The organism is Nonomuraea sp. ATR24 (assembly GCF_041950485.1).
Lineage (GTDB): Bacteria > Actinomycetota > Actinomycetes > Streptosporangiales > Streptosporangiaceae > Nonomuraea > Nonomuraea ceibae.
The window spans coordinates 122769-145779 of sequence record NZ_JBGNUU010000004.1 but is presented as its reverse complement, the minus strand read 5'-3'; the positions used below and the strand labels follow the sequence as shown (position 1 = coordinate 145779).

At 72.8% G+C, this 23011-nt stretch carries 22 protein-coding genes; 12 read left to right on the top strand and 10 right to left on the bottom strand.

Annotation, left to right across the window (positions count from 1 at the left end):
• The first annotated feature begins 49 nt into the window (after positions 1-49).
• Entirely contained in the window at positions 50-2920 is a 2871-nt protein-coding gene (locus ACBI99_RS11705) for a glycosyltransferase (RefSeq protein ID WP_375072287.1), read from the top strand.
• Positions 2917-4221 (top strand): DUF5719 family protein, encoded by a 1305-nt coding sequence (locus tag ACBI99_RS11700; protein ID WP_375072286.1) that lies wholly within the window; start codon positions 2917-2919, stop codon positions 4219-4221. The genes ACBI99_RS11705 and ACBI99_RS11700 overlap by 4 nt, the downstream gene beginning before the upstream one ends.
• 6 nt (positions 4222-4227) lie before the next feature.
• On the opposite strand, the gene ACBI99_RS11695 is transcribed toward ACBI99_RS11700, so the two are convergent.
• A complete protein-coding gene (locus ACBI99_RS11695; RefSeq protein WP_308125583.1) occupies positions 4228-4665 on the bottom strand; it encodes a metallopeptidase family protein in 438 nt (145 codons plus the stop codon).
• Positions 4666-4800: 135 nt separating this feature from the next.
• Here ACBI99_RS11695 and ACBI99_RS11690 point away from each other — a divergent pair, with 135 nt between their 5' ends.
• The 5 genes from ACBI99_RS11690 (at position 4801) to ACBI99_RS11670 (ending at position 8338) form a co-directional block, all read left to right on the top strand.
• The gene (locus tag ACBI99_RS11690; protein ID WP_219499649.1) at positions 4801-5169 is read left to right on the top strand and encodes a DUF3499 domain-containing protein; all 369 of its coding nucleotides are present in this window, start codon (positions 4801-4803) and stop codon (positions 5167-5169) included.
• Positions 5162-5998: an HAD-IIB family hydrolase gene (locus ACBI99_RS11685; RefSeq protein WP_372455325.1), complete on the top strand. Its 837-nt coding sequence runs from the start codon at positions 5162-5164 to the stop codon at positions 5996-5998. Before ACBI99_RS11690 ends, ACBI99_RS11685 begins: the two co-directional genes overlap by 8 nt.
• A 92-nt stretch (positions 5999-6090) precedes the next feature.
• Complete coding sequence (locus ACBI99_RS11680; RefSeq protein ID WP_219499647.1) at positions 6091-6258, top strand: Trm112 family protein; 168 nt, start codon at positions 6091-6093, stop codon at positions 6256-6258.
• Positions 6255-7364, top strand: a complete 1110-nt coding sequence (locus ACBI99_RS11675; protein ID WP_219499644.1) for an SIS domain-containing protein — start codon at positions 6255-6257, stop codon at positions 7362-7364. Before ACBI99_RS11680 ends, ACBI99_RS11675 begins: the two co-directional genes overlap by 4 nt.
• A gap of 47 nt (positions 7365-7411) precedes the next feature.
• The gene (locus tag ACBI99_RS11670) at positions 7412-8338 is read left to right on the top strand and encodes a cation diffusion facilitator family transporter (protein ID WP_219499642.1); all 927 of its coding nucleotides are present in this window, start codon (positions 7412-7414) and stop codon (positions 8336-8338) included.
• 6 nt (positions 8339-8344) lie between these two features.
• On the opposite strand, the gene ACBI99_RS11665 is transcribed toward ACBI99_RS11670, so the two are convergent.
• A complete protein-coding gene (locus ACBI99_RS11665) occupies positions 8345-8818 on the bottom strand; it encodes a GerMN domain-containing protein (protein ID WP_219499640.1) in 474 nt (157 codons plus the stop codon).
• Between the two features lie 5 nt (positions 8819-8823).
• Positions 8824-9174, bottom strand: coding sequence for a MerR family DNA-binding transcriptional regulator (locus tag ACBI99_RS11660; protein ID WP_219499638.1), 351 nt, complete (start codon positions 9172-9174; stop codon positions 8824-8826).
• Positions 9175-9274: 100 nt separating this feature from the next.
• On the opposite strand from ACBI99_RS11660, the gene ahcY reads away from it, so the two are divergent.
• Together ahcY and ACBI99_RS11650 are read left to right on the top strand one after the other, a co-directional pair.
• Positions 9275-10702, top strand: coding sequence for an adenosylhomocysteinase (gene ahcY / locus ACBI99_RS11655; protein ID WP_357584045.1), 1428 nt, complete (start codon positions 9275-9277; stop codon positions 10700-10702).
• A gap of 62 nt (positions 10703-10764) precedes the next feature.
• The gene (locus ACBI99_RS11650) at positions 10765-12000 is read left to right on the top strand and encodes an adenosylhomocysteinase (protein WP_357584043.1); all 1236 of its coding nucleotides are present in this window, start codon (positions 10765-10767) and stop codon (positions 11998-12000) included.
• On the opposite strand, the gene ACBI99_RS11645 is transcribed toward ACBI99_RS11650, so the two are convergent.
• Entirely contained in the window at positions 11997-12647 is a 651-nt protein-coding gene (locus tag ACBI99_RS11645; protein ID WP_357584041.1) for a DUF305 domain-containing protein, read from the bottom strand. The two genes, ACBI99_RS11650 and ACBI99_RS11645, sit on opposite strands and share 4 nt — an antisense overlap.
• A gap of 163 nt (positions 12648-12810) precedes the next feature.
• Here ACBI99_RS11645 and ACBI99_RS11640 point away from each other — a divergent pair, with 163 nt between their 5' ends.
• Together ACBI99_RS11640 and ACBI99_RS11635 are read left to right on the top strand one after the other, a co-directional pair.
• Positions 12811-14205 (top strand): LVIVD repeat-containing protein, encoded by a 1395-nt coding sequence (locus ACBI99_RS11640; protein ID WP_219499631.1) that lies wholly within the window; start codon positions 12811-12813, stop codon positions 14203-14205.
• A 62-nt stretch (positions 14206-14267) separates the two neighbouring features.
• Positions 14268-15605, top strand: a complete 1338-nt coding sequence (locus ACBI99_RS11635) for an LVIVD repeat-containing protein (RefSeq protein WP_375072285.1) — start codon at positions 14268-14270, stop codon at positions 15603-15605.
• 6 nt (positions 15606-15611) lie between these two features.
• On the opposite strand, the gene ACBI99_RS11630 is transcribed toward ACBI99_RS11635, so the two are convergent.
• On the bottom strand, positions 15612-16532 hold the full coding sequence (locus ACBI99_RS11630) for an RDD family protein (protein ID WP_219499629.1): 921 nt from the start codon (positions 16530-16532) through the stop codon (positions 15612-15614).
• Positions 16533-16583: 51 nt separating this feature from the next.
• Here ACBI99_RS11630 and ACBI99_RS11625 point away from each other — a divergent pair, with 51 nt between their 5' ends.
• A complete protein-coding gene (locus tag ACBI99_RS11625; RefSeq protein WP_357584033.1) occupies positions 16584-17576 on the top strand; it encodes a stage II sporulation protein M in 993 nt (330 codons plus the stop codon).
• Positions 17577-17583: 7 nt separating this feature from the next.
• Here ACBI99_RS11625 and ACBI99_RS11620 read toward each other — a convergent pair whose 3' ends face one another.
• Genes ACBI99_RS11620 through ACBI99_RS11600 form a run of 5 tightly spaced genes read right to left on the bottom strand, consistent with a single transcriptional unit; the run spans position 17584 to position 22705 of the window.
• Complete coding sequence (locus tag ACBI99_RS11620; protein WP_219499625.1) at positions 17584-18957, bottom strand: DUF58 domain-containing protein; 1374 nt, start codon at positions 18955-18957, stop codon at positions 17584-17586.
• Positions 18957-19913: an AAA family ATPase gene (locus tag ACBI99_RS11615; protein WP_375072284.1), complete on the bottom strand. Its 957-nt coding sequence runs from the start codon at positions 19911-19913 to the stop codon at positions 18957-18959. Before ACBI99_RS11615 ends, ACBI99_RS11620 begins: the two co-directional genes overlap by 1 nt.
• 13 nt (positions 19914-19926) lie before the next feature.
• Positions 19927-21078 carry a DUF4350 domain-containing protein gene (locus ACBI99_RS11610; RefSeq protein ID WP_357584029.1) on the bottom strand — a complete coding sequence of 384 codons (1152 nt, stop codon included), beginning with the start codon at positions 21076-21078 and terminating at the stop codon, positions 19927-19929.
• On the bottom strand, positions 21075-21692 hold the full coding sequence (locus tag ACBI99_RS11605) for a DUF4129 domain-containing protein (RefSeq protein ID WP_219499618.1): 618 nt from the start codon (positions 21690-21692) through the stop codon (positions 21075-21077). The genes ACBI99_RS11610 and ACBI99_RS11605 overlap by 4 nt, the downstream gene beginning before the upstream one ends.
• On the bottom strand, positions 21689-22705 hold the full coding sequence (locus ACBI99_RS11600; protein ID WP_219499616.1) for a hypothetical protein: 1017 nt from the start codon (positions 22703-22705) through the stop codon (positions 21689-21691). The genes ACBI99_RS11605 and ACBI99_RS11600 overlap by 4 nt, the downstream gene beginning before the upstream one ends.
• Positions 22706-23011 lie beyond the last annotated feature (306 nt).

Sequence of the window (23011 nt, the reverse complement as noted above, 5' to 3'; positions counted from 1 at the left end):
GGTGCGACCGGTAAGGTGGCGGCGTTTGATCACCGCCCAATGGAGCCGCATGTCCCGTCCCTTCGTCACCGTGATCGTCGTCGCACACGACGGCGGGCGCTGGCTCGGGGAGACCTTGAAGGCCCTGGCGAGCCAGAGCTACCGCCCGGACCGGGTGGTGGGCGCCGACAACGGCAGCCGCGACGGCTCGGCCGACCTGCTCACGCAGGCGCTCGGCTCCGCCAACGTGCTCAGGCTGCCCCGTTCGGCGAGCTTCGGCGACGCCGTGGCCGAGGTGCTCGGCAAGCTGCCACCGGGCGTCGACGGCGAGTGGCTGTGGCTGCTGCACGACGACTGCGCCCCCGACCGCCGCGCCCTGGAGGCGCTGCTGCGCGCCGCCGACGAGGACCGCAAGGCGGCGGTGCTCGGCCCGAAGCTGCGTGACTGGCTGGACCGGCGGCTGCTGCTGGAGATCGGCGTGACCGTCGGCCGCACCGGCCGCCGCGACACCGGGCTGGAGGCCCGCGAGTTCGACCAGGGCCAGCACGACGGCACCCGCGAGGTCATGGCGGTGTCCACCGCCGGCATGCTGATCAGGCGCGACGTGTGGGAGGCGACCGGCGGGCTGGACCCGTTCCTGCCGATCTTCCGCGACGACCTGGACCTGTGCTGGCGGGTGCGCAACGCCGGGCACCGGGTGCTGGCCGTCACCGAGGCCGTGGCCTGGCACGCCGAGGCGTCGGCCCGCCGCAGACGGCGCATGACGGTCAGCGGCGACCATCCGCGCAGGCTCGACCGGCGCAACGGCATCTTCGTCGTGATGGCGAACCTGCCGTTCCTGGCGATGCTGTGGGCGCTGCTGCGCAACGTGGCGGGCTCGCTGACGCGCACGGTGCTGTTCGTGCTGGGCAAGCAGCCGGCGAACGCCCTGGACGAGCTGGTCGCGCTCGGCTCGGTCCTGGCGCACCCGGTGCGGCTGGCCAAGGCTCGGCGGGCCAGGCGCGAAGGCCGCAAGAAGGGCTACAAACGCATCAGCCGCCTGCTCACGCCGCGCGGCGCGGGCCTGCGCCGCCTCACCGACATGGTGCAGAGCTTCCTGGCGGGCGAGGGGCCGGTCGACTCGGCGGGCCGCCACCACCACGCCGCCCCGGAGGAGGAGGTGATCGCGCCCGCGCCGGCGCCGCAGGGCAACCCGGTCAAGCGCTTCCTCGGCCGGCCCGGCGTGCTGCTGGTGTTCGGGCTCACGCTGGTCGCGCTGGTGGCCGAGCGGTCCCTGCTGGGGGCCGGACGGCTCGGCGGCGGCGCGCTCGTGCCGGTGACCGGCGGCGCGGGCGACCTGTGGGCGTTCTACACGGGCGGCTTCCACGACCTCGGGCCCGGCTCGGCCGACTGGGCGCCGCCGTACGTGGCGGTGCTCGCGGCGCTGTCCACGCTCGCCTTCGGGCAGACCTCGACGGCCGTGTCGGTGCTGCTGCTCGGCTCGGTGCCGCTGGCGGGCGCCTCGGCCTACCTGGCGTCGCGGCGGCTGGTGCCGGACGCCACCGAGTCGGGCGTCGGCGTCCGCGTGTGGGTGGCCGCCACGTACGCGCTGCTGCCGGTCGCGACCGGCGCGGTCGCGTCGGGACGGCTGGGCACGGCGGCGGTGCTGGTGCTGCTGCCGGCCTGCGCGGTGCTCGCCGCCCACCTGCTCGGTCCGGACGCGCGCCGATCGCGCCGGGCGGCGTGGGGGTTCGGGCTCGTGCTGGCGGTGGGCGCGGCGTTCGTGCCGCTGCTGCTGCCGATGGCCCTGGTGCTCGGCGTGCTCGCCGTGGTGCTCTTCCGCACGGCACGGCCTGGCGTCCTCGTGCCGGTGGGCATCGCGCTGGGCGTGCCGGTGGCGCTGCTGCTGCCCTGGCTGGGCGGGCTGGTGCTGGACCCGGGCAGGTTCCTGCTGGAGGCCGGGCTGCACGACCCGGCCCTGGTGAGCCCGGCGCTCGGCGCCCGCGACCTGCTGACGCTCAGCCCCGGCGGGCCCGGCCTGCCGCCGTTCTGGGTGACGGGCGGGCTGCTGGCGGTGGCGCTGGGCGCGCTGTTCGTCCACCGCGCCCGCGCCGGACGGCGGGCCAAGCCGGACCCCCAGGCCGAACGCGGCCGGATCGTCGTGCTGTCCGGCTGGGGGATCGCGCTGTTCGCGCTGGTGATCGCCCTGGTCGCGGGCCGGGTCGGCGTGGCGGGCGCACCCACGTGGCCGGGCGTGCCGCTGGCCGTCGCCGGGGCCGCGCTGATCGTGCTCGCCGCGCTCAGCGCCCCCCGCCTGGACGCCGCCCGCGCCCGGGGCGGCCCGCGCAGGATCGCCGCCTGGCTGGTGGCGGCGGTGGCGTTCAGCACGCCGCTGCTGGCCGCCGGGCACTGGATCGTCCAGGGCGTACGCGGGCCGCTCGACGGCGACGCACGCGACCCGCTGCCCGCCCTGGCCGTCATGAACTCCCGCCACGGCGAGCGCACCCTGCTCATCCGGGGCGCCGAGTTCACCGTGCTGCGCGGGCGCACCCCGCTGATCGGCGAGGCGGAGCTGCCCGTCGCCTCCCCCGAGCGCGCCAAGGTGGCGGCCGCGGCGCAGGGCCTCGCGGGCGGGCGCGGCGGTAACGACGCCGAGGTCCTGGCCCAGCACGGCGTGGCGATGGTGGCGGTGGCGCCGCCGGTCGGGCCCGAGCTCGCCAGGACGCTCGACTCGCAGCCCTCGCTCCAGCGCATGAGCCTGTCCGACAGCGGCGGCCTGTGGCGGATCGCCGAACCCCTCACGCCGGTCCCCGCCCGGCCCGCGCACTTCATGCACACGCCCTGGCTGTGGCTCCAGGGCGCGCTGGTGCTGGTCGCGGTCGTGATGGCCGCGCCCGGCCGGCGCGAGCCCGCCGAGGAAGCCGCCCGGACCCCCGACCCGGCCCTGGCGGGCGTCTCATGACGGCGATCCTGCGCCACCGGTTCGCGCCGCTCGCCGCCGTCCTGGCCGCCCTCCTGGCCCTGTACGGGATCGCGTACGTGACCGAGCCCGCCCCGGCCGGACGCGCGGCGGCCAAGCCCGAGCGGGTGGGCGTCGAGTCGGCGACCGCGGTCTGCCCCGGCGTCAAGGGCGCCGACGTGGCGGTCTACCTGCCCGGGACGATGTCACGCGAGACCATGAAGGACGCCGAGCCGTACACCGTGACCGGGCCAGGCGGCCTGGAGGCGGGCTTCGTCACCCGTGCGCTCTCGGGCGCCCGGCGCGGGCTGGCCGGGGTGCGGTGCGCCGAGCCGGCCGCCGAGACCTGGCTGGTCGGGCCGGGCCCGGCCAACGCCGAGGTCACGCTGCACCTGACGAACGCCGCCAAGACGCCCGCCATGGCCGACGTCCAGGTGTGGGCGGCCGAAGGGCTGGTGTCCGGCGAGGCGGGCCTCGGCCTGGAGGTCGCGCCCGGCAAGAGCCGGAAGATCGACCTGCGCGACCTGGCGCCGTCCGCCGACGTGATGGCGGTCAGCGTGACCTCCCTGGTGGGCCGGGTGGCCGTGGCCGCGAGCGCCGCGCCGGAGACGGGCGGCGCCGACTGGCTGCCGGCCGCCGCCGCGCCCGCCACGAAAATCGTCGTGCCCGGCATCCCCGGCGGAGGCGGCAGGCGGGAGCTGCTGGTCGCGGCGCCGGGCGAGGCCGACGCGACCGTGCACATCACCGCCGTGACCGAGGGCTCCCGCTACGCGATGAAGGGCCGCGAGAGCGTCGACGTGCCCGCGGGCGGGGTGCTGGCGATCGACGTCACCACCGGCATCGGCGGCGAGTCGGCCGGGCTGGTGCTCGACTCGACCGCCCCCGTCGTCGCCGGCGTGGTGATCACCGGGACCGGTGGGCGGCAGGACGTCGCCTACACCGCCGGGACGCCGCCGCTCGACCTGGGCAGCGCCGTCGCGGCCAACGGCACGGGCTCGCGGCTGCTGCTGACCGCGCCGGGCGCGGCCGGCCGGGTGCGGGTGCAGATCGTGCCGGCCCGCGGCGAGCCGGGCAGCCCCGCCGAGGTGGAGGTCCCCGCCGGGCGCACCACGAGCGTGCCGCTGAAGGCCAAGGGCGCGTTCGGCGTCGTCGTGACCCCGGTCTCCGGGCAGGTCTACGGCGGCCGGGTCATCGAGGAACGGCAGCGCGCCGGCCTGCTCCTCACCGCCCAGCCGCTGGCCCAGGCCCGGACGTGGACGATGCTGCCGCCCCTCGCCGACACCCCGCTCGCCGTGCTGCCCTGACCGGGCTCAGCGCTCGTCGTAGCCCGGGTCGACCGTCTCGGGCGACAGCCCGAGCAGCGTCGCCACCTGCTCGACCACGGTGTCGTGCACCAGCGCGCCGAGCGTCTCGCGGTCGCGGGCCCGCGCCTCCAGCGGACGCCGGTAGACCACCACCGAGGCAGGGTCCTGGCCCTTGGCCGTGTCGGCCCGGCCGAACGGGATCGGACCGCCGCCGAACCCCGGCCCGTCGCTCAGCTCGCTCAGCGGCGGCACGTCCTCCACCGCGAACTCCACCGCCGCGAGCTGCCTGCCCCACTTGGGCCGCAACCGGTCGACGGCGTCGAGCACCAGGTCGTCGAAGCGTTCGGAACGGGCCCGGGACATGGGCACGTACGAGGGCGCGAGCGGCCCGCGCAGACCACGACCGTGCCGGTCACGACGCCTGGGACCGCGCTTGAGAGTCACACGGCAAGTCTAAAGGCAGGCCCCATCGGGGCATGTGGGTGGAAAGGCTGCGACAGGTGTCCGAATTGTGGCGACACGCTCGTTAAGAGCGCTCAGGTAGTGGCGCCTCGCACTCTTACCAGATACGGTCCCTCCGTGAGCCCCGTCCGCCGCTGTTCCCGCACTGCTTGCAGTCAGCCTGCCGTCTTCACGCTCACGTACGTATACGCCGACTCGACCGCTGTACTAGGCCCTCTGGCGACGTACGCCGAGCCACACTGTTATGACCTGTGCGCCGAACACGCCGAGCGGCTGACCGCCCCCCGAGGCTGGGAGGTCGTGCGGCTGCCGACCGACGGCGCTTCCCCCAGCTCCGACGACCTCGAAGCGCTGGCCAACGCGGTGCGCGAGGCGGCCAGGCCCAGCGCCGCGCGCGGCGTCGAGCCGGTCGGCGACGCCGTCGAGGTCGGCCGGCGGGGCCACCTCCGCATCCTGCGCTCCACCCAGCCCAACCGCGATCGCTGACGCGCCGCCTGCCGTCGCGCCGGGTACAGTCGAGGCACCTGTCCGCGGCCGATTCGTAGGAGCTCCGATTAATCGCAAGTTCTCCCTGGTCGCCTTCGACCTGGACGACACGCTGGCGGTGTCCAAGTCCCGCATCGACGACCGCATGGCGGGGCTGCTGGCCCGGCTGCTCGACCTGGTCGACGTGTGCGTGATCTCGGGCGGGCAGTATTCCCAGTTCCAGGCGCAGGTGCTGCGCCACCTGCCGATCGACGACGCCCAGCGCGCCAGGCTGCACCTGATGCCGACCTGCGGCACGCGCTACTACCGCTGGCAGAACTCCGACTGGCACCTCGTCTACGCCGAGGACTTCACCGCTCCCCAGAAGGCGGAGATCATCGAGGCGCTCACCCGCAGCGCCAAGGAGCTGGGCCTGTGGGCCGATGACCCCTGGGGGGAGATCATCGAGGACCGCGGCAGCCAGATCACCTTCTCCGCGCTCGGCCAGCAGGCCCCGCCCGCCGCCAAGTACGCCTGGGACCCCGACGGCGCCAAGCGCCGCCTGCTGTGCGCGCACGTGTCGGAGCGGCTGCCCGGCCTGGAGGTGCGCAGCGGCGGCTCGACCTCCGTCGACATCACCCACAAGGGCGTCGACAAGGCCTACGGCATCGGCCGGCTCCTCGACGCCCTCGGGCTGACGATCGACGACGTGCTGTTCGTCGGCGACCGGCTCGACGAGGGCGGCAACGACTACCCGGTCAAGGCGATGGGCGTGGAGTGTGTGGCGGTCGAGGGCTGGGAGCAGACGGCGGCGTTCGTCGAGGACTATCTCGGCATTGAGACTCGATGAACCGGCGGCCGAAAGGCCGCGCAATCCACCGGACCAGTGGTGCCGTGATGTTACGGTCGGTTTTGGCGATGGCGAGCGAGATAGGTGGACGAGTGAAGATCGACGACTGGCTGCTGGAGATCCTGGCCTGCCCGGCGTGCAAGTCACCGTTGCGTGTCGAGAGCGACTCCGAAGAGCTCGACTGCACCGGCTGCGGCCTGATCTATCCGGTCCGGGATGACATCCCCGTGCTGCTCGTCGACGAGGCCAGGAAGCCGTGACCTGGGAGCCGGAGCGGCTCGACGACCAGCGGCACCTGAGCGAGGGCGACCCGGGTGGCATGCTGCTCGCGGTGGCCGCCTCGGCGGCGCAGGTGCGCACCGGGCTCCGGTGCGCCGTCGAGTCCGGCGTCGACCGGCTGGCCGGTGACCTCAGGCCGCGCGCGGTCGTGGTCACGGGCATGGGCAGCTCCGCGCTCGCGGGCGACATGCTGGCCGCGGTCTGCGGCAACAGCGCCCCCCTGCCCGTCGTGACGCTGCGCTCCTACCAGCTGCCCGGCTGGGTGGGGGCCACCGACCTGGTGGTCGCGATCTCCTGGTCGGGCGAGACGGAGGAGACGCTCTCGGTGGCCGCCGAGGCGGTGCGCCGGGGCTGCGCGCTGCTGGCGCTGGGCGCGCCGGGGTCGCCGCTGGAGGCGCTGGCCACGCAGGCGGGCGCCGTCTACGTGCCGCTGCCGGTGGCCGGGCGCGACCGGGCCGACCTGTGGCTGGTGACGATCCCGCTGGTCGTGGCCGCCGCCGCGCTGGGGCTGGCGCGGGCCGACGAGGGGCTGTACGAGCGGGTGGCGGAGATGCTGGAGGGCATCTCGCACCGGTGCCGGCCGTCGAGCGAGTCGTTCATCAACCCGGGCAAGTCGCTGGCCCTCGACCTGGCCGAGAGCGTGCCGGTGATCTGGGGCTCGTCGCGGCCGACCGCCGTGGCCGCCTACCGGCTGGCCTGCCGGCTCAACACCGACGCCGGTTATCCGGCGATCTCCGGTGAGCTGCCGGAGGCCGCGCACAACCAGGTGGCCGTCCTCGACGGGCCGCTGGCCGGGCGCGACATCTTCTCCGACGACGACACCGGCCGTACGGTCCGGCTGGTCGTGCTGCGCGACACCGAGGAGCACCCTCGGGTGGCCGAGACGCGGGAGGCGGTGCTGCGGCTCGCACAGGACCGGGGCGTGCCGGTGAGCGAGCTGGCCGCCGAGGGCGCGCACCCGCTGGAGCGGATGGCCTCGCTGGTCGGGCTGGCCGATTACGCGGCCACGTACCTGGCGCTCGGTTATGGAATCGATCCGACTACTGTTGCACCCATTGCCGAGCTGAAGTCCAGGATCACCCAATAGGATCCCGGTTCGGGCATCAGTAGTGATCGTATGACTGGAGAAGACCGGTGAGTGCTAGCGGCGGTACGAAAGCGATTGTTGCGGCGTTGGCCGCGAACCTCTCCATCGCGGTGGCGAAGTTCGTGGCCGCAGCGGTCACCGGTTCGTCCTCGATGCTGGCCGAGGGCATCCACTCGGTGGCCGACTCGGGCAACCAGGCGTTGCTGCTGCTGGGCGGCAAGCGGGCGCAGCGGGAGAGGGACCAGAAGCACCCGTTCGGCTACGGGCGTGAGCGCTATTTCTACGCGTTCGTGGTGGCCGTGGTGCTGTTCGCGATCGGCGCGCTGTTCTCGCTGTACGAGGGCTGGCACAAGCTGTCCGATCCGCACGCGTCGGTGGAGTCGCCGCAGTGGGCGTTCGGGGTGCTGATCTTCGCGATCATCGCCGAGGCGTTCTCGTTCCGCACCGCGATCAAGGAGTCCAACGCGGTGCGCGGCAACCAGTCGTGGGTCGCGTTCATCCGCCGGTCCAAGTCGCCGGAGCTGCCGGTCATCGTGCTGGAGGATCTCGGCGCGCTGCTCGGCCTGATCTTCGCGCTGTTCGGCGTCTCCATGGCGGTCATCACCGGCGACGTCTGGTGGGACGCCGTCGGCACGCTGATGATCGGTGTGCTGCTCGCCGTCATCTCGGTCGTGCTGGCCATCGAGACCAAGTCGCTGCTGGTCGGCGAGGGCGCCGCGCCGGAGGTGGAGACCCAGATCCGGGCCGCCCTGGACGCCACGCCCCAGGTCGACCGCGTGATCCACATGCGGACGCTGCACATCGGCCCGGAGGAGCTGCTGGTGGCCGCGAAGATCGCGGTCACCCACAACGACACGGCGGCCGAGGTCGCCGCGGGCATCGACGAGGCCGAGCGGCGCATCCGTGAGGCCGTGCCGATCGCCCGGGTCATCTACCTGGAGCCCGACCTGGACCGGTCGCCGAGCAACGCCTGACCGGGCTCACTCGTGGCCGGTGCGGCAGGACGTGCCGGCGTCGGACATGTCGAACAGGCAGCGGCCCTTCTTGTCCAGCGTGACGACCTTCTTCACGCTCCGGAACTGCTTGAGCGTCACGTCGATCGTGCGCAGGATGCGCGCGTCGCCGCCGACGCCGTTGCCCCAGACGGTCCGGCAGAAGCGGAGGGTCGCCGTACCCCTCTTGATCGTGAGAGAGAAGTCGGCGCCGCAGTCGGAGCCGCCGCGGATCTGCTTGCCCAGCTCGGAGCGGAGGCCGCGGCGGTGCTCGGCGGCGGTCGGGCCCTTGATGAGCTGCTCGACGGCGAACCGGGCGACGCCCGAGTGGGGCGCGATCCGCTTGACCGCGACGACCTTGCCGGGGAAGCCGTGCCCCGTGGAGAAGTAGACCTTGACGGTGGTGCCGGGCGCCTGCACCGGCGACAACGCGAGCACGGTGGCCATCAGGAGCTCTTTCATGTCCTCTATGACGTCCGCCCGGAGCCCGGGGTTCGCAGCAGCCGCAGGGCCTTCTCCTTCTCGAAGTCCAGCGCCCGGCGCGGCACCTGGATGCGGCCGATCCGTACGCCGAGGTCGCGGACGGCGGCGGCGACGGCGGGCTCGCTGAGCGCGCGCAGGGCGAAGGCCAGCTCGGCGGGGGAGACGTCGAAGCGTTTCTCCAGCTCCACGCCCTGGGCGACGGCGGCGAGCTCCTCGGGGCCGAAGCGGCGGTGCGCGCCCTGCTCGCGCACGGGAGGCAGCAGGCCGAGCGCCTCCCGGTAGCGGAGCATCCTGGGAGACATGCCGAGCCGTCTCGCGGCTTCCGTGATGCGCATCCTTACATTCTTACGTCAGGTTAGCTCTCTGTGAGATGCGATCGGGGCGGGGAGACGCCTAAACTCGTCGCGACAACATTGTGATGCGAGGGGAACCCCGATGGACTTCAAGGTCGCCGACCTTTCACTTGCCGACTTCGGCCGCAAGGAGATCCGGCTCGCCGAGCACGAGATGCCCGGCCTCATGGCGATCCGCAAGGAATACTCGGCCTCCCAGCCCCTTCGCGGCGCGAAGATCATGGGCTCGCTGCACATGACGATCCAGACCGCCGTCCTCATCGAGACCCTGGTCGCGCTCGGCGCCGAGGTCCGCTGGGTGAGCTGCAACATCTTCTCCACCCAGGACCACGCCGCCGCGGCCGTCGTCGTCGGCCCCGACGGCACGCCCGAGGACCCCAAGGGCGTCCCGGTCTTCGCCTGGAAGGGCGAGACGCTGGAGGAGTACTGGTGGTGCACCGAGCAGGCGCTCACCTGGCCCGGCGGTGACACGCCCAACATGATCCTCGACGACGGCGGCGACGCCACGCTCCTCGTCCACAAGGGCGCCGAGTACGAGAAGGCCGGCGCCGTTCCCCCCGCCACCGCCGACGACCCGGAGGAGTGGCACGTCATCATCGACCTGCTCACCCGCACGGTCGGCGACGACAAGCGCTGGACGAAGATCGCCGAGAGCATCAAGGGCGTGACCGAGGAGACCACCACCGGCGTGCACCGCCTGTACGAGATGCACAAGAACGGCCAGCTGCTGTTCCCGGCGATCAACGTCAACGACTCGGTCACCAAGTCCAAGTTCGACAACAAGTACGGCTGCCGCCACTCGGTCATCGACGGCCTCAACCGCGCCACCGACGTGCTCATCGGCGGCAAGGTCGCGGTGGTCTGCGGCTACGGCGACGTCGGCAAGGGCTGCGCCGACGCGCTGCGCGGCCAGGGCGCCCGCGTCATCGTCACCGAGATCGACCCGATCTGCGCCCTCCAGGCGGCGATGGACGGCTTCCAGGTCACCACGCTGGAGGAGGTCGTCGGCATCGCCGACATCTTCGTCACCACCACCGGCAACTTCAACATCATCCGGGCCGACCACATGGCCCAGATGAAGCACCAGGCCATCGTGTCCAACATCGGCCACTTCGACAACGAGATCGACATGGCCGGCCTGGCCAAGACCCCCGGCATCGAGAAGCGCAACATCAAGCCGCAGGTCGACGAGTGGGTGTTCGCCGACGGCCACTCGATCATCGTGCTGGCCGAGGGCCGCCTGATGAACCTGGGCTGTGCCACCGGCCACCCGTCGTTCGTCATGTCCAACTCCTTCACCAACCAGGTGATCGCGCAGATCGAGCTGTTCACCAAGACGGCCGAATACCCGATCGGCGTCTACACGCTGCCCAAGCACCTCGACGAGAAGGTGGCCCGGCTGCACCTCGACGCGCTGGGCGTCAAGCTCACCGAGCTGACCAAGGAGCAGGCCGCCTACATCGGCGTCCACGTGGAGGGCCCGTACAAGAGCGACCACTACCGCTACTGACAGCAAGCCCCGGAGGAGCCGGTGCGCGGTGCGCGCCGGCTCCTCCGTCGTAAGGAGAGTCGATGGACCTGGGGGAGAGCGGGGAGCGGCAGATCAGCTGGGCTGCCCGGGCGATGCCGGTGCTGACCGCCATCGGGGAGCGGTTCGCGGCCGAGCGGCCGCTCGCCGGGCTGCGGATCGCGGCCTGCCTGCACGTCACCGCCGAGACGGCGGTGCTGATGGGGGCGCTCAAGGCGGGCGGGGCCGAGATCGCGCTGGCCGCCTCCAACCCGCTGTCGACGCAGGACGACGTGGCCGAGGCGCTGCGCTCCTACGGCGTGGCCGTGCACGCGCGGGCGGGCGTCGACCGCGCCGCCTACTACCGGCACATCCACCGGGCCCTCGACCTCGCCCCCGACCTGGTGCTCGACGACGGCTGCGACCTGGTCAACATCCTGCACACCGAGCGGACCGACCTGCTCGACGGGGTGAGCGGCGGCTGCGAGGAGACCACCACCGGGATCATCAGGCTCCGGCAGATGGCCGCCGAGCAGGCGTTGCGGTTCCCGGTCGTGGCGGTGAACGACACCCGCACCAAGCGCATGTTCGACAACCGGTACGGCACCGGGCAGTCGACGCTCGACGGGATCATGCGGGCCACCAACACCATGCTGGCCGGGCGCACGGTCGTGGTGGCCGGGTTCGGCTACTGCGGGCGCGGCGTGGCGGAGCGGGCCAAGGGGCTCGGCGCGCGGGTGATCGTGACGGAGATCGACGCGGTCAAGGCCCTCGACGCCACCCTCCAGGGGTACGAGGTGCGCCCGATGGAGCAGGCGGCCGTGACGGGCGACCTGTTCATCACCGTGACGGGCAACCGCGACGTGATCCGGGCCGAGCACCTGGCGGCGATGAAGGACGGCGCGATCCTGGCCAACGCCGGGCACTTCGACGTGGAGATCGACGTGCGGGCGCTGGACGAGCTGGCCGAGGAGGTGCACCGGGCGGTGCGCCCCAACACCGACGAGTACGTGCTGCCCGGCGGGCGCAGGCTGCTGCTGCTGGCCGAGGGCCGGCTGGTCAACCTGACCGCCGCCGAGGGGCATCCGGCCGCCGTGATGGACATGTCGTTCTCCGCGCAGGCCCTGGCCGTCGCCTGGCTCGCCCGGGAGCGGGCCGGGCTCGCGCCGGGCGTGTACGACGTGCCGGAGGACATCGACCAGGAGGTGGCGCGGCTCAAGCTGGCGGCGGCCGGGATCGCCATCGACGAGCTGACCGGTGAGCAGGAGACCTACCTGCACTCCTGGCGCTCGGGCTCCTAGCCGGCCTGCATCTCCCGCATCCGGCCGATCTCGGCCGTCTGGGTGACGGCGACGTCGTTGGCCAGCTCCTCGATCCTGATGTGCGAGCCGCCGGTCAGCACGCGCTCGGACATCTGGATCGCGCCCTGGTGGTGGGCGATCATCAGCCGCAGGAACAGGGCGTCGAACTCCTTGCCGGTGGCCGCCTTGAGCTGGTCGAGCTGCTCGGGCGTGGCCATGCCGGGCATGCCCGCGTGGGCCGCGTGGTGGTCGGGGACGCGCTGGCCCTGCTCCTGGAGCCAGGTGCGCATCCACTGGATCTCCGGGCCCTGGGTGTCGGCGATGCGCGAGGCCAGGCTCTTGAGTTTGGCCGACTCCGCCCGGCTGGGGGCCAGGACCGCCATGTCGAGCGCCTGCTGGTGGTGGACGATCATGTCCTGGACGTAGGTGACGTCGGGGGCGTTCGCGCTCGGCGCGGGGACGGCGGTGGCGGCCTCGGAGGGGGACAGAGTTCTGGCCTCCTCGCCGGGACGGCCCGGCGCGATCACGGGGGCGGTGGAATCCGCCCGGGGCGGCTGCGGCTCGTCGCCGGAGGTGCAGCCCGACAGGGCGATCCCCGACAGGACGATCAGCGTGCCCGTGGCGACGACGTTGAGCGCGGCGCGCACCCAGCCTCCTGACTGATTTCGGTCGGAACTGCGGATTCTAGATCGTAAGAATGATCGTTATAAGAGGGCAAACCGGCATATCTTTTGACATCTTGCGCGCTGGTCGGCGCGGCCGTCACGGGTGACGATTTCATTCATTTATGTCCCCTTTATAGGAGGATAGGTGTTGGCATCCCGACGAGCCCTCACGCTGGTGGGAGCGGTGATCGCGTTGGCGATGGCCGGCCTTCCCGCGCAGGCGGCTGACATCCCGGCTCCCGGCGAGATCGTCATGAGCCCCAACATCGCGCACGTCACGAACGTGCCCAAGCCCGAAGCCCTGGCCGACATCAACACCGACATGGCCTTCCAGGGCGACTACGCCTACGTCGGCAACTACTACGGCTTCTCCATCTACGACATCCGCAAGCCGAAGCGGACCTCGCTGGTCAGCTCCGTGGTCTGCCCCGGCGGCCAGATGGACGTGTCGGTCCACGGCAACCTGCTCTTCGGCTCCGTCGACTCCTCGCGCAGCGACGACTCCTGCAGCAGCACGGGTCAGAGCGCCTCGATCAAGGAGTCGTGGGAGGGCGTCCGGATCTTCGACATCAGCGACAAGGCCAACCCGCGCTACATCAAGTCGGTCGAGACCAACTGCGGCTCCCACACGCACACGCTGGTGCCCGACCGCCGGGGCCGCAACGTCTACATCTACGTCTCCTCCTACAGCCCGAACGCGAACTTCCCCGACTGCCAGCCGCCGCACGACCTGATCTCGATCATCAAGGTGCCGCTGCGCGACCCGGCCGCCGCGTCGGTCATCTCGGCGCCGAACCTGTTCCCCGACGGCGGCTTCCCCGGCGTGCCCGGCCAGTACCCCGACGGCAAGTCCGCCACCACCGGCTGTCACGACATCACCGCCTACCCGGAGAAGGGCATCGCCGCCGGAGCCTGCATGGGCGAGGGCATCCTGATGGACATCCGCGACCCCGAACGCCCCCGCGTGACCGCCACCGTCAGGGACGAGACGAACTTCGCCTTCTGGCACTCGGCCACGTTCAACAACAGCGGCACCAAGGTCGTCTTCACCGACGAGCTCGGCGGCGGCTCCCGCGCCACCTGCAACCCGGAGATCGGCCCGACCCGCGGCGCCAACGCCTACTACGACATCGTCCGAGGCCAGCTCGTGTTCAAGAGCTACTTCAAGATTGCCAGGCACCAGGACGCGACCGAGAACTGCGTGGCGCACAACGGCTCGCTGATCCCGGTCAAGGGCAAGGACATCATGGTCCAGGCGTGGTACCAGGGCGGCATCTCGGTGGTCGACTTCACCGACTCGGCCAACCCGCAGGAGATCGCCTTCTTCGAGCGCGGGCCTGACAACACCGCGCCGCCGCTGTCCGGCGGGTTCTGGTCGGCGTACTACTACAACGGCTACATCTACGGCTCCGACTTCAACCTGGGCCTCGACGTGCTCAAGATCAACGACCCGCGGACCAACCGGGCGAACGGCGTACGGTTCGACGACCTGAACGCGCAGACGCAGGAGTCGTACCGGGAGCGGGGGCACCACCACTAGCCCTGACATTTCCTGACATAGTGGGGGACCTCTCGATCATCGTGCACCTGGGAGGTCCCTCCGTGACGTCCAGACCCGTCCGCGCCCTGGCGCTGGCAGGAGCGGCGCTGATCCTGACGTCGTCCCCGGTCCACGCGGCCGACGACGTCCGGACCAGCGCCAACGTCGAACACGTGGCCAACGTGCCCAAACAGGCCCCGTTCGCGTCGCGGCAGGCGAAGCAGAGCGACCTCGCCTTCCAGGGTCACTACGCCTACCAGGGCAACTACCACGGCTTCACCGTCTACGACATCGCGAACCCGGCCAAGCCGAAGGTCGTCAGCCGGGTCTCCTGCTACGGCGCCCAGGGCGACATCACGGTCAGGGACGACCTGCTCTTCCTGTCGGTGGACGAATCGGTCGCCGGCGACTCGTGCCGCACCACCGGCGCCTCGGCCACCGAGAAGGGCGCCTGGGAAGGCATCCGCATCTTCGACATCAGCTCCAAGAAGCGGCCGAAGTACATCAAGTCCATCGAGACCGCCTGCGGCTCCCACACCCACACGCTGGTGCCGGGAAAGTCCAAGGACACCGTCTACCTGTACGTCTCCTCCTACGGGCCCGGCGACATCTTCCCCGACTGCAAGCCGCCCCACGACCGGATCTCCATCGTCAAGGTGCCGCTCAAGAAGCCCAAGACCGCCAAGATCGTGGCCAGGCCGGTGCTGTTCCCCGACGGCGGCAACGAGCGCGGCGACGGCGCCACCACCAGCGGCTGCCACGACATCACCGTCTACCCGTCCAGGAACCTGGCCGCCGGGGCCTGCATGGGCGACGGCGTGCTGATGGACATCTCCGACCGCGAACACCCGAAGGTCACCGCCCGGGTCACCGACGCGAACTTCGCCTTCTGGCACTCGGCCACGTTCAACAACAGCGGCACCAAGGTCGTCTTCACCGACGAGCTCGGCGGCGGCTCGACGGCCACCTGCCTCAAGAGCACCGGGCCGGAGCGCGGGGCCAACGCCGTCTACGACATCACCGGCGGCAAGCTCGTCCACCGCAGCTACTACAAGATCCCGCGCGAGCAGGGCAGGTCCGAGAACTGCGTCGCCCACAACGGCTCGCTCGTCCCCGTCAAGGGCCGGGACATCATGGTCCAGGGCTGGTACCAGGGCGGCGTGTCCGTCTGGGACTTCACCGACTCGGCCCGGCCGCAGGAGATCGGCTACTTCGACCGGGGCCCCTTCAAGCCGCGCGACATGGCGGGCTCCTGGTCGGCGTACTACTACAACGGGCACGTCTACAGCAGCGACATCCAGCTCGGCCTGGACGTGCTGCGCATCCGCGACCCGCGCACCGACCCGGCCGCCGGGGCCCGGCTCACGTCGCTCAACGCCCAGACGCAGTACGCCTACTGAGCGTGCCTATTGGGGCGGGACGAACCCGCCCGGGGTGCTCCCGGACGGCTCTCCGGCGCCCGCTGGGGGTGGGTAGGGCGCGGGCGGGCCCGTCGGAGGGGCCGGGGGCCCGGCGGGCGGGAACGGCGCGTACGGGGCCGTACCGGGCTGCCATGCCGGGACCGGCGGGCTCTGGGGGCCGAGACGCTGGGCGAGCCGGGCCTGGTCGCGGCGGCGGCGCTCGGCCAGGACGGCGCTGAGGTAGGCGTGCGGCGGGACGCCCGCCGGCGCCGCCGGTGAGACGTACGCGGCCGTCTGGGTCGCGATCCGCACCCCCATCTCGTGCTGCACCTGCGGCGACAGCTCGTGCCAGCGCATCAGGTACTGCCGGGCGGCGGCGGCCACCTCCACGGGGAGCTGCGACAGCTCCAGGGAGGCCGCCCACGCGGCCAGCGGCGGCGGCATGACGATGGCCTGGCTCGCGTCGCGCGGCCCGCGCTCGGAGATCACGATGGTGCCCGCGAACAGATCGCCCAGCCGCTTGCCCCGCTGCGAGATCAGCGAGGTGATCAGCGCCGGGGCGCCGGAGAACATCCAGAACTCCATCACGCCCGCCAGCCCGCGGAACAGCGCCTGCCGGAACCGCTCGGGGCTGCCGTCGTCGCTCACCACGCGCAGCCCGAGCGCCAGCTTGCCCAGGCTGCGGCCCCGGCTGACGGTCTCGAAGATCACCGGATAGCCGACCAGGACCAGCACCAGCATCGCGATCGCCACGGCGCCGAACATCGCCGGGTCGGAGACGATCGCGAACGCCTCCAGCAGCACGAACGCGACGACCAGCACGGTGACCTGGACGAGCATGTCGATGAGCAGCGCCAGGAACCGCGAGGGCATCTGCGCCACCCGCACTTCGAGGACGACGGCGTCACCGGTCACAACCTCCGACATATGTGGAGCCTAACGGCAATGGGCAGCCGACAGACCAGCCACAATGGTCGGGTGGACATCGACGCCTTCGTCACCGCGCACCGCCCGGTCTGGGAGCGGCTCGATCAGCTGATCAAGCGCCGCTCCTCGCTGACAGGGGCGGAGGTCGACGAACTGGTGGACCTCTACCAGCGGGTGTCGACCCACCTGTCGATCGTCCGCTCGTCCACGCCCGACGCGATGCTGGCCGGGCGGCTGTCGGCGCTGGTGGCGCGGGCGCGCTCGGCCGTCACGGGCACCCGCACCCCGGCCTGGCGGGAGCTGGTCCGCTTCTTCACCGTGTCGTTCCCGGTGGTCGCCTACCGGACGCGCTGGTGGTGGCTGGGCACGTCGCTGGCGTTCCTGGCGGTCTCGTGGGTGATCGGCGCCTGGGTGGCGGCCAACCCCGACGTGCAGGCCGCGATCGCCTCCCCGGAGGAGATCACGCAGCTCGTCGAGCACGACTTCGCCGACTACTACTCGGAGCACCCGGCCGCGTCGTTCGCCAGCCGCGTGTGGATCAACAACGCGTGGGTGTCGCTCCAGGTCATCGTGTACGCGATCTTCCTCGGCATCCCGATCCCGCTGGTGCTGTTCCAGAACGCGGCCAACGTCGCGATCTCCGGCGGCCTCATGGCCTCGCGCGACAAGCTGGACATCTTCTTCGGCCTGATCACCCCGCACGGCCTGCTGGAGCTGACCGCGGTGTTCCTCGCGGCGGCGGCCGGCATGCGGCTGGGCTGGGCCGTCATCGACCCGGGCCACCGCAGGCGGGCCGAGGTCATGGCCGAGCAGGGCCGCGCCGTGATGGCGGTGGCGCTCGGCCTGGTGGCGGTGCTGTTCGTGTCGGGGCTGATCGAGGCGTTCGTCACCCCGTCCGGGCTGCCGACCGCCGCCCGCGTGGGCATCGGGGTGCTCGCCGAGCTCGTCTTCCTCGCGTACGTGATCTTCTTCGGCAGGCGGGCGGCCCGCGAGGGCGAGACGGGCGACCTCGAACGGGCCCCGGACGTGGCCCCGAGCGCCTGACCTCCTCCTACAGGCGTCCGGCGGCCTTCAGCGCGAGGTAGTGGTCGGCCAGGGCCGGGGCGATGTCGTCGGGCAGCGCGTCGACCACCTCGACGCCGTGGCGGCGCAGCCGGGCCGTGATGCGGCGCCGTTCGAGCAGGGCGCGCTCGGCCGCCGCCGCGTCGTACGCCTCCTCGGCGGTGCCGCGCCGGCCGGCCATGGCGGCGACCAGTGGGTCGGAGACGCCGGCCACCAGCACCAGGTGGCGCGAGGAGAGCTGCGGCAGCACCGGCATCAGCCCCTCGTCCAGCGCGGCCGAGTTGAGGTCGGTGAGCAGCACCACCAGGCAGCGGCGCTTGGCCCGCGCCAGGATCGCGGCCACCATGCCCTGCGAGTCGGCCTCGATGAGCTCGGCCTCGATCGGCGCCATCGCGTTGACCAGCGACGACAGCAGCTCGGTGCGGGACGCGCCGGTCACCCAGGAGCGCACCGCCCGGTCGTAGGCCAGGAAGTCCACCTGGTCACCGGCCCGGGCGGCGAGCGCGGCCAGGAGCAGCGCGGCGTCCATCGACCAGTCGAGGCGCGGCCAGCCGGGCACCGGGCGCGGGTCGGGCCGCGCCAGCAGGCCGCCGCCCTCGGTGGCGGCTCCGGCCAGCGGGATCGGCGCCTCGCCCACGCGGCCGGCAGAGGTGCGGCCGGTGTCGAGCACGATCAGCACGCGGCGGTCGCGTTCGGGACGCCAGGTGCGCACGACCACGTCGTGGCGGCGCGCGGTGGCCCGCCAGTCGATCGAGCGCACGTCGTCGCCCACCACGTACTCGCGCAGCGAGTCGAACTCGGTGCCCTGCCCGCGCACCAGCGCCGGGTGCCGGCCGTCGAGCTCGCGCAGCCTGGCCAGGCGCGACGGCAGGTGCTTGCGCGACAGGAACGGCGGCAGCACCCGCACCGACCAGGGCGAGCTGTGACTGGCCTGCCGGGCGGCCAGCCCGAGGGGGCCGAGCGAGCGCACGGTCACCGAGACCGACTCGCGGTCACCGCGCCTGGCCGGGTCGAGCGTCACGACGAGCCTGCGCCGCTCGCCCGGCGGCACGTCCAGCTTGAGCACGCGCGGCGTCGCCCCGGCGGAGGGCGGCCAGGCGTCACGCAGCACGCCGCGCACCCGCCTGCGGCCCGGGTTCTCCACGACCAGCTCGACCGTGGCCCGCGCGCCCAGCCGTACCAGCCGCTCGCCCGAACGGTGCAGGCGCAGCGGACGCACCGCGCCCGCCAGCGCCAGGTCCGCGACGATCGCGGCGGCCAGCAGCAGGCACACCCCGGCCACGGCGGGCCCCGGCGACGGCGCCAGCAGCACCGCCACGATCCCGAGCGCCGCGAGCAGGCCGGCGCGCCCCGTGAGAGCCATCAGCGCGGGACCGGCACCGACGCCAGGATGCCGTCGAGCAGGCCGTCGGCGGTCGCGCCCTCCAGCTCGGCCTCGGGCCGGAGCTGCACGCGGTGCCGCAGCGCGGGCCTGGCCAGCGCCTTGACGTCGTCGGGCGTCACGTACGCGCGCCCCGACAGCCACGCCCACGCCCGCGAGGCCGCCAGCAGCGCGGTCGCGCCACGCGGCGAGACGCCGAGCTGCAGCGACGGCGAGTTACGGGTGGCGCGGGCCACGTCGACGATGTAGCCGAGCACCTCGGGCGCCACGTGCACGGCCGAGACCGCCTCGCGGCCCGCCGCCAGGTCGGCCGCCGTCGCCACCGGCTTGACGTGCGACAGGTCGCGCGGGTCGAAGCCGAGCGCGTGCCGCTCCAGCACCGCGATCTCCTGCTCGCGCGGCGGCAGCGGCACCGTCAGCTTCACCAGGAACCGGTCGAGCTGCGCCTCGGGAAGCTGGTAGGTGCCCTCGTACTCGACCGGGTTCTGCGTCGCGCACACCACGAACGGGTCGGGCAGCAGCCGGGCCGTGCCCTCCACGCTCACCTGGCGCTCCTCCATCGCCTCCAGCAGCGCCGCCTGCGTCTTGGGCGGCGTGCGGTTGATCTCGTCGGCGAGCAGCAGGTTCGTGAACACCGGCCCCTCGCGGAACTCGAACTCCGCCGTCTTCGTGTCGTAGATCAGCGAACCGGTCACGTCGCCCGGCATCAGGTCCGGCGTGAACTGCACCCGCTTGAAGTCCAGCGACAGCGCCGCAGACAGCGTGCGCACCATGAGCGTCTTGGCCACGCCCGGCACGCCTTCCAGCAGCACGTGCCCCCGGCACAGCAGCGCGATGACCATCCCGGTCACCACCGCGTCCTGCCCGACCACGGCCTTGGACACCTCGGCGCGCAGCGCCCCCAGCGCCTCCCTGGCCGAGTCCGCGGAACCGGTCACGCGGGCGGTCTCCTCAAAGTTCACGGACCTTCCTTTCGATGGAATCCAAGTATCCGGCCAGCGCGACCAGCTCCGCGTCGCCGGTGGGCGGCGGCCCGTACAGCGCGCCGCCGACCTCCCGCGCGTCCAGCCCGGTCCGTACGGCCAGCGCGGCGACGACCTCCTGCGGCCCGGCCCCCGAGGCCAGCCCGAGCCGGGGCGTCAGCCGGTCGATCGTGCCCGCACGCAGCGAGTCGGCGGCCCTGGCCCTGGCCCGCCTGGCGCGGTAGAGGCGCCCGCGGCCCTCGACCGTCTCCGACGCGCGCACCACCACGGGCAGCCGCTCGGTCACGACCGGGCCGAGCCGCCTGCCCCGCCAGAACGCGACCACCAGCACCGTGAGGCAGGCCATCAGCACGGCCCACGGGATGCTCGGCGGCATCAGGTCGTACACCGAGTCGCCCTCGGGCCCGGCCAGGTCGCCCGTGCCGGGGTCGTCCGGGGGGACCAGCCAGGTGACGGGCTTGCCGGTGGCGAGCAGGTTGAGCGCCAGGGCGGCGTTGCCGTCCTCGGCCAGGCGCTGGTTGGTCATGAACTCGCCGCTGCCGACGACCGTGGTGGTGCCGCTGCCGTTGGGGAAGCTGATCAGCGTCCAGCCGTCGCCCGCCGGGTAGCAGCCGGTGGTGCCGCGCGGGGCGGAGTAGGCGATGCCGCCGAGGTGGACGCTGCCCGCGGCCACGGCGGCCGGCAGCGAGCACTCGGGCTCGCGCGAGCGCTGCCTGGCCGCGCCGACCGGGTTCACGCCGGCCATCTCCGCCGCCCCGAACGGGTCGCCGACGATCAGGCGGTCGCCCCCGATGGCGGCGAGGTCGTCCGGGGACGTGCGCAGGCGGTCGGTGACGACCAGCGTGCGGTCGCCGCCCAGGGCTGCGGCGGCCTCGACGGAGTCGACCCGGTCGACGGTGACGCCGCGCCGGCGCAGCAGCTCGGCCAGGGCCTTGGAGCCCTGCAGCGACGTGTCGGCGGGGTCGAGCGGCCGGGCGGCCTCCTGCTCGGGGCCGAGCAGGACGGTGCCGGCGGCGACGAGCACGATGAGCGCCCCGAGCAGCGCGATCCAGCGCCCGCCGCGCCACCGGGCCTTCGCGGTGGGCGTGGTGGGGCGCGACTCCACCGCCTGCGCGGTCATGACAGGCCGCCCAGCGGCACCGGGCGGGCGGCGCGCAGCCGCTCGTCGAGGCTGGTCATCGTGTCGTAGGTCTCCCGGACGCCCGGGACGCCGCCGTAGGTGACGTCGTCGAAGGAACGCGCCGCCGCGGCCAGCTCGCCGGCGAAGGCGGGCATGGCCCGGCCGGCCTCGGCCGCGAGCTCGTCGGCCGTGCGGCCGGGCATGCCGTCGACCAGCGCCCGCTCCTCCAGGTCACGGGCGATGGCGCGCAGGCGCTCCTGGATGGCGGCGGTCCACTCGCCCTCGGCGGCCAGCCGCTCCGCGGCCGTGCGGTGCTCGGCGGCGGTGAGCGCCCGTTCGCCGAACAGCGCGCCGGGGGCCTGCGCGTTGCGCCTGCTGGTGCGGCGCAGGTGGTAGGCGACCAGCGCGGCCACCGCGACCAGGATCAGGCCGATCAGCACGGCCGCGATGACGCCGCCGGCCGAGCCGCCGCCCGCTGCCGCGTCCATCAGGTCGCCGACGAACTGCGTGAAGTAGCGGTAGAGCCGGTCGAGCAGCGGCTCGTCGGCGTACTGCGGATCGAGGAGCTCGCGCGCCGCCTCCCCGGCGGCCTCCTCCCGGCCGACCGGGCTCACGGCCTGGCGGAGTGGGACGGGTGCCAGAGGTCGTCGGCGGAGTCGTGCACCCAGCCCTGGCGCTGCTGCTCGATCGCGGCCGTCTGCAGCACGAGGTCGAACGCCTCGGCGCGCATCCGCCGGTCGGCGTAGAGCAGGCCGGCCACGCCCGCCTCGAACGGGTAGGTGATCATGGCGCCGACGGTGGCGCCGACGGCGATCAGCACGGCGGCGGCCACGACGGTCCACACCCCGCCGCCGCCGAGCATGCCGAGCACGGTGCCGACCAGGGTGAACGGGATGTTGAGCACCGTCGCCACCATGCCGACCACGAACGAGGTGAGCAGCAGGATGCCGAAGACTCGCCAGAAGTCGCCGGTCACCAGGCCCCACGAGCGCCGCATCGCCTCGACCGGGCCCCGGCCCTCCAGCACCACGGCGGCCGGCGCGAAGGCGAAGCGGGTGCGGAAGAACAGCGCGTAGCCGAGGTAGAGCAGGAGCAGCAGCAGGAAGAGCAGGATGAGGCCGCCGGCCGACTCGGGCGTGCCGCCGAAGCCGCCGGCGACGAGCGCCACGACCAGGAGCACGATCAGCGCCAGCGGCGCGAGCATGATCAGGGTCATCAGGCCGACCACGCCGAACAGGGCGGGCATCCGGCTCCTGGTCGCCTGCCAGGCCTCTCCGGCGGTCATCTTGCCGCCGAAGACGGCCCGGCCGAGGATGCGGGTGAGCACGCCGGTCAGCACGGTGACGACGATGAAGCTGACCAGGTAGGAGACGATCGTGCCGCCGTACTGGCCGACGAAGCCGCCGGTGATGTCGGCGGGGTCGGTCACCGACCGCGGGTCCTGGATGGCCGCGCCCATGCTCTCGAGCATGATCGCCTGGCCCACGGCCAGCGGCACCGAGCCCACCAGCGCGCCGATCGCCGACAGGCCGAGCACCGCCTTGGGGTTGGACCTGATCAGCTTGATCGTGCCGTCGTAGAGGTCGCCCAGGCGCAGCGGGCGCAGCGGGATGATGCCGGGGCGCATCGCCTGCGGGTGGGGCCCGTAAGGGGCGTAGGGCGCCTGACCGTAACCTTGGGGAGGCGGCGGGAACGGGGTGCCGGGAGGCGGAGGGATCTGTTGCTGTCCGGGGGCGGTCCACGGAGAAGCCGGAGGCGCGCCGTAGGGCGGGGGCTGCTCCGCGGCCCAGCCTCGGGGCGTCTCGGGAGTGGGACCGTGACCGTCTGACATATCCCAATCCTGGCATGCTGGGCGGGTCGGTGGTGTCGGGGCGTCGATTCGTGCCACGGATATCGCGCAGGGATGGCCGAAGGACGCTCCGTTACCGCAGAC

Excerpts from the sequence above, each read along its gene's own strand:
- ACBI99_RS11700 (WP_375072286.1), top strand. The coding sequence starts at position 2,917 with ATGACGGCGATCCTGCGCCACCGGTTCGCGCCGCTCGCCGCCGTCCTG.
- ACBI99_RS11600 (WP_219499616.1), bottom strand. The coding sequence starts at position 22,705 with ATGCGCCCCGGCATCATCCCGCTGCGCCCGCTGCGCCTGGGCGACCTC.
- ACBI99_RS11660 (WP_219499638.1), bottom strand. The coding sequence starts at position 9,174 with ATGCGCATCACGGAAGCCGCGAGACGGCTCGGCATGTCTCCCAGGATG.
- ACBI99_RS11620 (WP_219499625.1), bottom strand. The coding sequence starts at position 18,957 with ATGGCTCTCACGGGGCGCGCCGGCCTGCTCGCGGCGCTCGGGATCGTG.
- ACBI99_RS11705 (WP_375072287.1), top strand. The coding sequence starts at position 50 with ATGTCCCGTCCCTTCGTCACCGTGATCGTCGTCGCACACGACGGCGGG.
- ahcY (WP_357584045.1), top strand. The coding sequence starts at position 9,275 with ATGGACTTCAAGGTCGCCGACCTTTCACTTGCCGACTTCGGCCGCAAG.
- ACBI99_RS11630 (WP_219499629.1), bottom strand. The coding sequence starts at position 16,532 with ATGTCGGAGGTTGTGACCGGTGACGCCGTCGTCCTCGAAGTGCGGGTG.
- ACBI99_RS11650 (WP_357584043.1), top strand. The coding sequence starts at position 10,765 with ATGGACCTGGGGGAGAGCGGGGAGCGGCAGATCAGCTGGGCTGCCCGG.
- ACBI99_RS11610 (WP_357584029.1), bottom strand. The coding sequence starts at position 21,078 with ATGACCGCGCAGGCGGTGGAGTCGCGCCCCACCACGCCCACCGCGAAG.
- ACBI99_RS11665 (WP_219499640.1), bottom strand. The coding sequence starts at position 8,818 with ATGAAAGAGCTCCTGATGGCCACCGTGCTCGCGTTGTCGCCGGTGCAG.